Genomic DNA, 12,150 nt, shown 5'->3' on the forward strand with positions numbered 1-12,150 from the left:
ATGACGCGACAACTCCTGGCGGCGGCGCTGCTGGCCTGGGCGGGCTGGGCCTCGGCCGCGCCGATCACGATCAAGGACGACCGCGGCGCCAGCATCACGCTGCCCGACACGCCCAAGCGCATCGTCAGCCTGCTGCCGTCGCTGACCGAGACCGTCTGTGAGCTGGGCGACTGCGCCAAGCTGGTGGGCGTGGACCGCTTCTCCGACTACCCGGCCCCCGTGCGCGCGCTGCCCAAGCTGGGCGGGCTGGACGACACCGGCATCGAGGCCCTCGTCGCGCTGAAGCCCGACGTCGTGCTGCTGGGCGTGTCGGCCCGCGTCATCGACCGGCTGGAGGCGCTGGGCGTCAAGGTCATCGCGCTGGAGCCCAGGAGCATGGCCGACGTGCAGCGCGTGCTGGGCAAGGTGGCGCAGGTGCTGGGCAAGCCCGACGACGCGCGCCGCATCTGGAACCGCATCGACGGCGCCATCTCGTTCAGCGCCCAGCAGCTGCCGCCGGCGGCGCGCGCGCTGAGCGTGTACTACGAGGTCGACGCCGCGCCCTACGCGGCCGGCCGCGCCAGCTTCATCGGCGAGATCCTGGAGCGGCTGGGCGCGAGGAACATCGTGCCGCCCGAGCTGGGCCCCTTCCCCAAGCTGAATCCCGAGTTCGTCGTGCGCGCCGACCCGCAGCTCATCATGGTGGGCCAGCGCAGCGCCGGCGGCCTGCCGCAGCGCCCCGGCTGGGCCGGCATCCGCGCGGTCAAGGACAAGAAGATCTGCGTCTGGGTGCCCGCCGAGTCGGACGTGCTGGTGCGCCCCGGCCCGCGCATGGGCGAGGCCGCCGCGCTGATGGCACGCTGCCTGCGCCAGGCCGCAGCGGGGCCGGTGCCGCTGCCGACGACGCCGTTCAACGCGCCCGCCGGAGGCATGCGCTGATGACATCCCGTCACCGCCTCTGGCTGGTTGCGCTGTTGCTAGGCAGCGCGGCGCTGCTGGCGCTGGGGCTGGCCATCGGCAGCACCGGCTGGAGCCCCTGGCTGAACAGCGACCCGACGATGTCGCTGATCCTGTGGGAGATCCGCGCACCGCGCTCGCTGGGCGCGTGGACGGCAGGCGCGCTGCTGGCGCTGGCGGGTGCCGTGGCGCAGGGCCTGTTCCGCAACCCGCTGGCCGACCCCTACCTGCTGGGCTGCTCGGCCGGTGCATCGCTGGGCGTGGCCGTGCTGCTGTTCGCAATGGGCCTGTCGCCTGCAGCGACGGCACTGGCGCTGCGCGTGGGCATGACCGGCGCGGCCTTTGCCGGCGCGGTGGGCGCCGTGCTGCTGACGCTGCTGCTGGCGCGCGGCGTGGAGCAGACGCTGCGGCTGCTGCTGGCCGGCGTCGTCGTCGGCGTCGTGCTGGGCTCCGGCTCGGCGCTGCTGACGCTGATGAACCCCGACATCATGCGGGCCATGCAGGCCTTCATGCTGGGCAGCACCGGCTACGTGGGCTGGAGCGCCGTGCAGATCATGGCCGCCGTCCTCGTGCTGTGCATGGGCGTGGCGCTGGGCTGCAGCCGCACGCTGGACGCACTCAGCCTGGGCGAAGCGACGGCACGCTCGCTGGGCGTGCGGCTGGCGACGGTGCGGCTGCTGCTGATCGGCACGCTGGCGCTGGCCACGGGTGCCGCCGTCGCGCAATGCGGGCTGGTGGCCTTCGTCGGCCTCGTCGCGCCGCACCTCGTGCGCAGTTGGGGCGCCATCACGCACCGCGGCCTGCTGCTGCTCAGCCCGCTGGCCGGCGGCATGCTGCTGCTGGCGGCGGACATCGGCGCGCGCTGGGTCATCGCGCCGCAGGAGCTGCCGGTCGGCATCGTCACGGCGCTGCTGGGCGGCAGCTATCTGCTGGTCCTGATGCACCGGCGCCAGGCCCGCGGAGGTGCCCGGTGAGCGCCGCGCTGCTGACGCTGGATCTGCAGGGCTTGCGCCTGGGCGGCACACCCATCCTGCAGCCACTGGCGCTGATGCCGCCGGCGCGCGCGTGGACGGCCGTCGTCGGCCCCAACGGCGCCGGCAAGTCGACGATGCTGCGCGCGCTGTCGGGCCTGCTGCCGTTCGACGGCACGCTGACGCTGCAAGGCCGCGCGTGGGCCCAATGGCCGGCCCGCGAACGCGCGCGGCTGGTCGCCTGGCTGGGCCAGAACGAGGCTGGCGCGGACGACCTCTCCGCGCTGGACGTCGTGCTGCTGGGCCGGCTGCCACACCAGGCCTGGCTGGCGCCGGCCAGCGCTGCCGACGACGCCGCCGTGGAACGCGCGATGCGCCAGACGCAGAGCTGGGACTGGCGCGCGCGGCCGCTGGGCCAGTTGTCCGGCGGCGAGCGCCAGCGCGTGCTGCTGGCCCGCGCGCTGGCCGTCGAGTCGCCGCTGCTGCTGATGGACGAGCCGCTGGCCCACCTGGACCCGCCACACCAGAGCGACTGGGTGCAGATCGTGCGCAGCCGCATCGCCGACGACGGCGGCACCGTCGTGTCGGTGCTGCACGAACTGAACATCGCGCTGCAGGCCGACCACCTCGTCGTCATGGATGCCGGCCGCATCGTCCACCAGGGCGCGCCGCACGACGCCGCCACGCACGCCGCGCTGCAACAGGTGTTCCAGCACCGCCTCTCCATCCTGCAAGTCCAGAACCGCTGGATCGCCCTGAACGCATGACCTCCATGGCCCGTTGCCCCGCCCTCTTCATCAGCGCGCCGTCGTCGGGCTCCGGCAAGACCAGCGTGACCGCCGCCATCGCGCGCTCGCACGCGCGCCGCGGCCAGCATGTGCGCGTCTTTAAGACCGGGCCGGACTTCCTCGACCCCGGCATCCTGGCACTTGCCAGCGGCCGCCCGGCCTATCAGCTGGACCTGTTCATGGGCGGGGTCGCGCACTGCCAGGCACTGCTGGCCGAAGCGGCGCGCGAGGCTGACCTCATCCTCGTCGAGGGCGTCATGGGCCTGTTCGACGGCAACCCCAGCAGCGCCGACCTGGCCGCCTCGTTCGGCCTGCCGGTGGTGTGCGTCATCGACGCGTCGGCCATGGCTCAGACCTTCGCGGCGCTGGCCACGGGGCTGCAGCGCTTTCGCGCCGACGTGCGGCATGGCGGCGTCATCGCCAACCGTGTGGGCAGCCCGGCCCACGGCCGCATGCTGCTGGAAGGCCTGCCGGCCGACCTGCCGTTGATCGCCGCGCTGCCGCGCGACGGCGGCCTGAGCCTGCCCGAGCGGCACCTGGGGCTGGTGCAGGCGCTGGAACAGCCCGGCATGGACGCGCAGCTGGACGCCTGGGCAGACGCGTGGGAGGCCGCGCTGCGGCCCGGGCTGGCGTTCAGCGACGTGGCCTTCCACGCCGAGCCCGAGCCGCCGCTGCCACCGCTGCTGCGCGGCCGGCGCATCGCCATCGCACACGACGCGGCCTTCGGCTTCATCTACCCCGCCAACGTCGACGTGCTGCGTGCGCTGGGCGCCGAGCTGTGCTTCTTCTCGCCGCTGGCGCACGAGGCGCTGCCGGACTGCGATGCGCTGTGGCTGCCGGGCGGCTACCCCGAGCTGCACGCCGCCGCGCTGGGCGCGCACCCGACATGGGCCACCGCGCTGGCCGCCCACGTGGCCGCGGGCAAGCCGCTGCTGGCCGAATGCGGCGGCATGCTGGCGCTGCTGGACACGCTGACCGACGCCGCCGGCGACACCTACCGCATGGCCGGGGTCATGCCCGGCCGCGCCCATGTGCAGCAGCGCCTGGCCGCGCTGGGCCTGCAGGCCATCGACTGGCCGGAAGGCCCGCTGCGCGGCCACACCTTCCACTACTCCACGCTGGACACGCCGCTCGCGCCGCTGGCCCGCGCCACCAACCCCAACGCCGGCCGCGCCGCCGAGGCGCTGTACCAGCAGGGTTCGCTGCGCGCGAGCTATGTGCACCACTACTTCCCGTCCAACCCCGAGGCCATCGCGGCCTTCTTCCTGAACGCCAAGGCCTGACCGTCATGCTCGAACAAGGATTCGCCCAGATCGCCCAGGCCCTGCTGTGGCCCGTGCTCATCCTCGTGGCCTGCAGCTTCGTCTACGCGCTGTGGGTGGCCGGCGGCACGCTGATGGAAAGCCTGCAGCGCCGCCGCCCTGGCTACCGCGCGCTGGCCCGGCACGCAGACAAGCCGTTCGAGGAGATCGAGCTGGCGGTGCTGCACCAGCTGGAGCCGCTGCGGCTGCTGGGCCGCGTGAGCCCGCTGCTGGGGCTGATCGCAACGATGGTGCCGCTGGGCCCGGCGCTGCAGAGCGTGGCCGCCGGCCAGGGCCAGCAGGCGCTGGCCGTGTTCAGCAGCGCGTTCGCGGGTGTCGTGCTGGCGCTGGCCGCGGCGGCCATCGGGCTGGTGGCGTACTCGGTCAAGCGCCGCTGGCTGATGGCTGAGCTGGTGTCCATCCGCAGTGCCAGAGGCCTGGCATGAAGCACCTCTCCATCCTCGCCGAGGAAGACGACGACCCGATGCTGTCGGCCGTCAACCTCGTGGACGTGTTCCTCGTGCTGGTGGTGGCGCTGCTGACCGCCGTGGCGCTGCAGCAGCAGGCGGCGGCGGACGAGAACGTCACCATCATCAAGCGCCCCGGCGAGCCCGACATGGAGATCGTCGTGCGCGAGAAGGGCCAGGAGATCCGCTACAAGGGCAACGGCGGCAGCAGCGAGGGCCAGGGCGTGCGCGCCGGCGTGGCCTACAAGCTGAAGGACGGCAACATCATCTATGTGCCTGAAGCAGGCGCCAGCCAGCCGTGAAGCGCCTGTTCCTGGCCGCCGCCCTCGCGCTGGCGGCAGCCACCGCACAGGCCGCGACGAACCTGCTGTGGATCACGCTGGACGTGACGCCGCAGACGCGCCATGCGCTGATCGAACGCGAGGCCGCAGCGGCGGGCATGACGGTCCAGTCGCTGGACTACCCGCTGCGCACCACGGCGCTGGATGACGCCCAAACCCGCGAGCTGCAGCGTGCGCTGAAGGCCGCGAACGCGGTGTGGATAGACGCCCCCCACGCCAGCGTGGAGGCCAAGCTGCAAAGCCTCGTCGGCGACGCCGTCACGCGCGCCGGCAAGCCCACGACCTGGGTGCCGGCCGGCGAGCCCGCGGCCGGCGACCGCAGCCTGCGCGCCTACCTGCAGGCCGGCGGCGTGGCCAACACGCGCGCCGCCTTTGCATTGTTGAAGGGTGCCGCACCCGACAGCCTGCCCGCGCCGGCGCTGCTGCCGCAACGCGGCCTCTACCACCCGAACCTGCCCGGCCCGCAGCACTTGGCCGCCAGCACCGCGGCGCTGACCCGGCTGGCCGGCGACCGCCCCGCCGTCGCGCTGCTGCTGCACCGCTACCACTTCGTGCAGGGCGCCACCGGCTGGGTGGACGACTGGCTGCGCCGCTTCGAGCGCCAGGGCCTGTTCGCCTACGCGGTGTTCTCGTCCCACCTCGCGGGCGACGCGCTCGCGCCGCTCATCGAGCAGCCCGGCGGCGAGCCGCTGGCGCGCGTCATCGTCAACCACGCGCTGCTGCCGCAGGCCGGCGCGCTGCAGCCGCTGTTCGAGCGCTGGCGCGTGCCGGTGCTGCAGACGCTGCCTTACCGCGCCGGCCCGGCCGCCGACTGGGAAGCCAGCGAGACCGGCCTCGGCATGAGCGACCTGCCCTTCTACTTCGCGCAGCCCGAGGGCGCCGGCGCCATCGACCCGCTGCTGGTGGTGGCCCATGGCGAGCGCGGCCGCGAGCCGCGGCTCATCACGCGGCAAGCCGACGCCGTTGCGGCCAAGGCCCGCGGCCTCATCGCACTGCAGCGCAAGCCGGTGGCCGACAAGCGGCTGGTGGCCTTCGTCTACAACTACCCGCCGGGCGGCGACCACTTCGGCGCCAGCTTCCTGAACGTGCCGCGCAGCCTGGAGAACGTGTCGCAGGGGCTGCTGACCGCCGGCTACCGTGTGCAGCCGCTGGCCGAAGGCGAATGGATCAGCGGTCTCAAGCCGCTGATCGCCGCCTACTACCCCGGCGCCGACCTGCGCGCGCTGCTGGCCGCCGACCAGGCCGCAGCACTCCCGGTGGCCGAGTACGAGGCCTGGTTCGCGACGCTGCCCGTCGCGCTGCGCCAGCGCATCCAGGCCCAGTGGGGCGCGCCGGGCAGCAGCCGCTACGTCATCGACTACCAGGGCCAAAAGGTCTTCGTCATCCCGCGGCTGCAGCGCGGCAACTTGAGCGTGCTGCCGCAGCCGCCGCGCGAGGAGACGCTCAAGCGCGGGCAGGACCCGTTCATGCACAAGAGCAAGACGCCGCTGTCGCACCACTACCTGGCCACCTACCTGTGGGCCCGCCGGGCCGACGCGCTGATCCACTTCGGCACGCACGGCACGCAGGAATGGGCGCCCGGCAAGCTGCGCGCGCTGGACGTGATGGACGAGGCGCTGCTGCCGCTGGGCGACGTGCCGGTCATCTACCCCTACATCGTCGACAACCTCGGCGAAGGCCTCACCGCCAAGCGCCGCGGCCGCGCGGTGATGGTGAGCCACCGCACGCCCAGCTTCGCGCCGGCCGGCTTCAACGCGCGCATGGCCCACATGCACGAGCTGATGCACGAATGGGAGACGGTCGACGCCGGCCCCACGCGCCAGGCGCTGGAGCGGCAGATGGTGGCGCAGTTCGTCGAGCACCAGCTGCACCGCGACCTGGGCTGGACGGCCGAGCAGATCGCCGCCAACTTCGCCGGCTTCCTGGAGTTGCTGCACCCCTGGCTGGACCGTTTGGCGCAAAGCTCGCAGCCTAAAGGGCTGGCGGTGTTCGGCCAGGTGCCCGACGTGGCCGCGCGCCGCACGACCCTCCTGCAGATGCTGCGCCAGCCGCTGATAGCCGCGCTGGGCGAGGACATCGACGAGGCCTTCCTCATCGACCACGAACGCGTGGCCGGCTCGCGGCCCGGGCGCTGGCTGGAGGTCGCGCTGAAGGATGCCCATGCCGCCAGCGTGCTGGACCTGCGCCCGCCCGAGCCCGACGGCTACGTGCCGAACCGCGCCGCGCGCAAGCCGATCGACAGCCCCGCCCTCTTCAAGCTCGCCGAGCGCGCGCAGGAACTGGAGCGGCGCCTGGCCACCGAGGGCGAGATGCCCGGCCTGCTGGCGGCGCTGGACGGGCGCTTCCTGCCCGCGGCCTACGGCGGCGACCCGCTGCGCAACCCCGACAGCCTGCCCACCGGCCGCAACCTCGCCGGGCTGGACCCGAATCGGCTGCCGACCAAGCAGGCGTACGAGGTCGCCAAGTCGCTGTTCGAGACCTGGTATGCCGAGCAGGCAAGCCAAGGCCACGCGCCCAGCCGCCTCGCGCTGAGCCTGTGGGCCGGCGAGACGCTACGCCACCAGGGCTTGATGGAGGCGCAGGCCTTCGTCGCTTTAGGCGTGGCGCCGGTGTGGGACGACAGCGGCCGGCCGACCGGCGTGAAGCTGCTGCCCGCCGCGGAGCTGAAGGGCGGGCGGCCACGCGTGGACGTGCTGCTCAGCATCACCGGCTCCTACCGCGACCAGTTCCCCGCGCTGATGGCCCTGCTGGACCAGGCCGTCGCGGCCGTCGCCACGGCCGAGCCTGATGGCAACGTCGCCCGCCACAGCGCCGCCGTCGCGGCCGAGTTGCGCAAGCAAGGCGTGCCCGCCGCCGACGCGCAGGCGCTGGGCCGCGCCCGCGTGTTCGGCAACGCCACCGGCGACTACGGCACCGGCATCGCCGAGGCCGCGCAGGCCGACGGCCTGAAAGCCGGCGATGCGCGGCTGGGCCAGATGTTCCTGCAGCGCATGAGCCAGCCCTATGTGAACGGCGAGCCGCTGAAGCTGAGCCGCCCCGCCGCGGCCGCGCAGGCGCTGGGCGCGCACCTGAAGCGCAGCGACGCCGCGCTGATGTCGCGCAGCTCGCACCTGTACTCGATGCTCAGCTCGGACGACCCGTTCCAGTACCTCGGCGGCCTGTCCGCCGCGGCGCGCGCGGCCGGCCGCAAGGAGGGCCTGTCGCTGCACGTCAGCCAGCTGCAGGACGCCAGTGAGACGCACACCGAGAGTGCGTCCCGCGGCATCGCGCTGGAGATGCAGACGCGCTACCTGCACCCCGGCTGGCTGAAGGCCCAGCAGGCCGAGGGCTGGGCCGGCACGCTGCAGGTGCTGAAGGCCGTGCAGTACACCTTCGGCTGGCAGGCCATCGCCCCCGAGACGGTGCGGCCCGACCACTGGCAGAGCCTGTTCGACAACCTCGTGCGCGACAAGCAGAACCTCGGCCTGCCGCAATGGCTGCAGCAGAACAAACAGGCCTACGCGCAGGCGCTGGAACGCATGATCCAGGCCGAGCGGCTGGGCTACTGGAAGCCCGATCAAGTCACGCGAGAGCAGCTCGCCGCCACCTACCGCACGCTGACAAAGGACGCGCCGCTGCATCAGGAGCTGCACAGCGTGCGCCAGTGGGCCGCCGACCAGACGCTGGCGCCCGTGATCGAACCGGCCCGCGCCACGCCCCGAACCGCCCCGCAAGCCAAGCCACCCGCCCCCGCCGAGCCGCCGCCCACGCGCGGCCTGCTGCTGGAGCGCCAGGCACCGCCGCCACCGCCAGCCACGCCGCTGGCCGACCGCCTGTCGCAGGCGCTTGCCTGGGTCGCGATGGCGCTGCTGATGAGCCTGGGCGCCGCCTGGCAACACCGCCGCCGCCCGGCCACGACCGCATGAGAAACCCCCACCCCATCGCCCTGGCCGCGCTGCTGCTGATCAGCACCGCCCAGGCCCAGGAACAACTCGACGCCGTGCAGGTGCAAGGCCGCGCCCGGCTGGGCGCCGCCGACAGCGCGTCCGAAGGCGAGGTCAAGGCCGAGCGCCTGGAGCGCCGCCCGCTGCTGCGCCCCGCCGAACTGCTGGAGGCCATGCCCGGCATGCTCGTCACGCAGCACAGCGGCGACGGCAAGGCCAACCAGTACTTCCTGCGCGGCTTCAACCTCGACCACGGCAGCGACTTCGCGACCAGTGTGCTGGGCATGCCGGTCAACATGGCCAGCCATGCCCACGGCCAGGGCTACATGGACCTGAACTTCCTGATCCCGGAGCTGGTGTCCAGCCTGCAATACCGCAAGGGCAGCTACGCGGCCGAGGACGGCGATTTCGTCACCACCGGCTCGGCCCGCATGGCCTACAAGCGCCGGCTCGATGCGCCGTTCGTCGAGGCCTCGCTGGGCGAGCACGGCTACCGCCGCGGCCTGGTGGCAGCCGACACGGCCCTCGGCCCCTCGGGCGAATGGCGGCTGCTTGGCGCGCTGGAAGCCAGCCGCTACGACGGCCCCTGGGCCCAGCCCGAAGCCCTGCACCGCGGCAACGGCGTGCTGCGCCTGTCCCGCGGTGACGCCGACAACGGCCTGGCGATCAGCCTGATGAGCTACAGCGCCCGCTGGCGCGCCAGCGAGCATGTGCCGGAGCGCGCCATAGCCAACGGCGAGATCGGGCGCTACGGCACGCTGCTCGCCAACGACGGCGGCGAGACGCACCGCCACAGCCTCAGCGCCGAATGGGCACGCAGCGACGCCACGCAGGAGTGGCGCGCCAGCGGCTACGTCGTCGACTACGGCCTGAACCTGTTCTCCGGCCCGTCCGGCTTCATCAACGGCGCCGACGGCGACCAGCACGAGCAGGCCGACCACCGCAGGCTGTGGGGCGGCCAGCTCAAGCACACGCTGCTGGCCCCCGCCCCCAACCTGGAGCTGGGCTGGGGCCTGCAATGGCGCCATGACCGCATCGGCCAGTTGGGCCTGTACGACACGGTGAACCGCCAGCGCACGCACACCGTGCGCGAGGACCGTGTCGAGCAGGATCTGCTGGGCCTGTTCGGCGAGGCGCGCTGGCGCGTGACGCCCTGGCTGCGCGCCCACGCCGGTCTGCGCTGGGACCGCCTGAAGACGCGCAACGAGGCGCTGTCCGGCGAGTTCAACGCCGACAACGGCGGCCGCGCCAGCAAGACGCTGTGGAGCCCCAAGCTGGGCCTGATCGCCCGCGCCGCCCCCAACCTGGAGCTGTACGCGCAATGGAGCAAGGGCTTCCGCTCCAACGACGTGCGCGGCGCCACCAGCGCCACCAATCCCAACGACGGCGAGGCGCAGGCCCTGCTGCCGCTGCTGGCGCGCACGCAGAGCCAGGAGGTGGGCCTGCGCACGCAGCCGGCGCGCGGCTGGAACAGCAGCCTCGTGCTGTGGCAGGCCAGGCTGGCGTCGGAGCTGGTGTTCGTCGGCGACGCCGGCGTGACCGAGGCGCGGGGCGCGTCGCGCCGCCGCGGGCTGGAGTGGTCCAACGACTTCGCGCCCTGGCCGTGGCTGCTGGTGGATGCCGACATGGCCTGGTCGCGCGCGCGCTTCGTCGACGCGGAGAACGGCGGCACGCGCGTGCCCAATGCCGTGCCCTTCAACGCGTCGCTGGCCGCCACCGTGAAGCCGTCCGGCCCGTGGTTCGCCGGCGTCAAGTTGCGCTACATCGGCAGCTACGACCTGGAGGAAACCGGCCAGGAGAAGTCGCGCGCCAACTGGACGGCCAACCTCAAGATGGGCTGGCGCTTCGCCGCGGGCCACGAGCTGAGCCTGGACGTGCTGAACCTGTTCGACCGCCGCGCCAACGACATCGAGTACTGGGGTGAGGCCTGCACGCGGGCCGAGGGCGCCGGTTGCGGTGGCGGCGACGGCATTGCCGGCCGGCTGGTGCACCCGATGGAGCCACGCGCCGTGCGCGTCAACTGGCGCGCCGCCTTCTGAGCCCGACGATGGACGCACAGCACCAGTTCGACGACGAGCAGCGCGACGCGGTCTACCGCGCCATCGCGCTGCGCCGCGACACGCGCCACTTCAAGCCCGGCCAGGCCGTGCCCGAGGCCCAGCTGCAGCGGCTGCTGCAGGCGCTGCACCAGGGCCCGTCGGTGGGGCTGATGCAGCCGTGGCGCGTCATCCGCATCACCGCCGCCGCGCGGCGCGAGCAGATCGCCGCGTTGGTGGAAGCCGAGCGCCAGGCCACCGCCGCAGCGCTTGGCGAGCGCAGCGCCGAGTTCCTGCGCCTGAAGGTCGAAGGCCTGCGCGACTGCGCCGAGTTGCTGGCGCTGGTGCTGCCGCCGGACGACGGCACCGTGTTCGGCCGCCGCACGCTGCCGCGCGAGATGGCGCTGTGCTCGGCCGGCTGCGCGGTGCAGAACCTGTGGCTGGCCGCGCGTGCGGAGAATCTGGGCCTGGGCTGGGTCTCGATGGTCGAGCCCGCGCCGCTGGCCGATCTGCTGCGCCTGCCCGCGGGCGCGCAGCCGCTGGGGCTGCTGTGCCTGGGCCCGGTGGAGCGCTTCTACGACACCCCGCTGCTGGAACAGCAGCAATGGCGCCAGGGCCGGCCGCTGGCCGACGTGGTGATGCACGACTTCTGGAGAGAGAGCCCCCATGGACATTGAGAAACCACCCGTCGACCGCGAGCGCGTCATTCCCACCGGCGAGCGCCGCGGCCTGGTGCTGGTGAACACCGGGGACGGCAAGGGCAAGAGCACGGCCGCCTTCGGCCTGGCGCTGCGCGCGCACGGCCGCGGCAAGCCGGTGCTGATCTACCAGTTCATGAAGGTGCCCAGCGCGCGCTTCGGCGAACACCGCATCTTCGAGAAGCTGGGCGTGCCCATCATCGGCCTGGGCGACGGCTTCTCGTGGAAGAGCAAGGACCTGGAGCACAGCGCCGAACTGGCCCGCGAGGGCTGGGCTCGCGCCGAGGCCACCATCCGCAGCGGCGACCACTTCCTCGTCGTGCTGGACGAGATCATGTACCCGCTGCGCTACGGCTGGGTGCCGCTGGACGGCGTGCTCGCCTGCCTGCGCGAACGCCCCTCGCACGTGCACGTGGTGCTGACCGGCCGCGGCGCGCCGGCCGAGCTGATCGAGCTGGCCGACACGGTGACCGAGATGACGCTGGTGAAGCACCACTACAAGGCCGGCGTGCCGGCGCAGCGGGGGATAGAGGATTGAGCGGCCTTGATCCGGCAGTTGGGCGCGCCCGAGGGGCCGGCGAGGCGGGTGGCTGGCAAGGCGCGCCGACGCAGTGGGCTCGTGCCCACAAGGAGAAGCAACGCTGCCAGCGGCCCGAAGCGCCGGCCCAGCGGGCGTGCAGCGCTGTTCA

The 12,150-nt window shown here is 73.1% G+C and carries 10 protein-coding genes; all 10 read left to right on the forward strand.

Annotated features, from left to right (window positions below; all coding sequences use genetic code 11):
- The 10 genes from AC1Q7O_RS14745 (at position 1) to cobO (ending at position 11,999) form a co-directional block, all read left to right on the forward strand.
- Positions 1-918 (forward strand): ABC transporter substrate-binding protein, encoded by a 918-nt coding sequence (locus tag AC1Q7O_RS14745; protein WP_492657852.1) that lies wholly within the window; start codon positions 1-3, stop codon positions 916-918.
- Positions 918-1,910, forward strand: coding sequence for a FecCD family ABC transporter permease (locus AC1Q7O_RS14750; RefSeq protein ID WP_492657853.1), 993 nt, complete (start codon positions 918-920; stop codon positions 1,908-1,910). The genes AC1Q7O_RS14745 and AC1Q7O_RS14750 overlap by 1 nt, the downstream gene beginning before the upstream one ends.
- Before the next feature lie 74 nt (positions 1,911-1,984).
- The gene (locus AC1Q7O_RS14755; RefSeq protein WP_492658101.1) at positions 1,985-2,674 is read left to right on the forward strand and encodes an ABC transporter ATP-binding protein; all 690 of its coding nucleotides are present in this window, start codon (positions 1,985-1,987) and stop codon (positions 2,672-2,674) included.
- 5 nt (positions 2,675-2,679) lie between these two features.
- Positions 2,680-3,978: a cobyrinic acid a,c-diamide synthase CobB gene (locus tag AC1Q7O_RS14760; RefSeq protein WP_492657854.1), complete on the forward strand. Its 1,299-nt coding sequence runs from the start codon at positions 2,680-2,682 to the stop codon at positions 3,976-3,978.
- A 5-nt stretch (positions 3,979-3,983) separates the two neighbouring features.
- On the forward strand, positions 3,984-4,442 hold the full coding sequence (locus AC1Q7O_RS14765; protein WP_492657855.1) for a hypothetical protein: 459 nt from the start codon (positions 3,984-3,986) through the stop codon (positions 4,440-4,442).
- On the forward strand, positions 4,439-4,765 hold the full coding sequence (locus tag AC1Q7O_RS14770) for a DUF2149 domain-containing protein (protein ID WP_492657856.1): 327 nt from the start codon (positions 4,439-4,441) through the stop codon (positions 4,763-4,765). The genes AC1Q7O_RS14765 and AC1Q7O_RS14770 overlap by 4 nt, the downstream gene beginning before the upstream one ends.
- Complete coding sequence (gene cobN / locus AC1Q7O_RS14775; RefSeq protein WP_492657857.1) at positions 4,762-8,709, forward strand: cobaltochelatase subunit CobN; 3,948 nt, start codon at positions 4,762-4,764, stop codon at positions 8,707-8,709. The genes AC1Q7O_RS14770 and cobN overlap by 4 nt, the downstream gene beginning before the upstream one ends.
- A complete protein-coding gene (locus AC1Q7O_RS14780) occupies positions 8,706-10,766 on the forward strand; it encodes a TonB-dependent receptor (RefSeq protein ID WP_492657858.1) in 2,061 nt (686 codons plus the stop codon). Before cobN ends, AC1Q7O_RS14780 begins: the two co-directional genes overlap by 4 nt.
- 8 nt (positions 10,767-10,774) lie before the next feature.
- Entirely contained in the window at positions 10,775-11,440 is a 666-nt protein-coding gene (bluB, locus tag AC1Q7O_RS14785) for a 5,6-dimethylbenzimidazole synthase (RefSeq protein ID WP_492657859.1), read from the forward strand.
- Positions 11,430-11,999: a cob(I)yrinic acid a,c-diamide adenosyltransferase gene (cobO, locus tag AC1Q7O_RS14790; protein ID WP_492657860.1), complete on the forward strand. Its 570-nt coding sequence runs from the start codon at positions 11,430-11,432 to the stop codon at positions 11,997-11,999. Before bluB ends, cobO begins: the two co-directional genes overlap by 11 nt.
- Positions 12,000-12,150: the final 151 nt, after the last annotated feature.

Source organism: Roseateles sp. GW823-FHT07B05, from assembly GCF_058794515.1.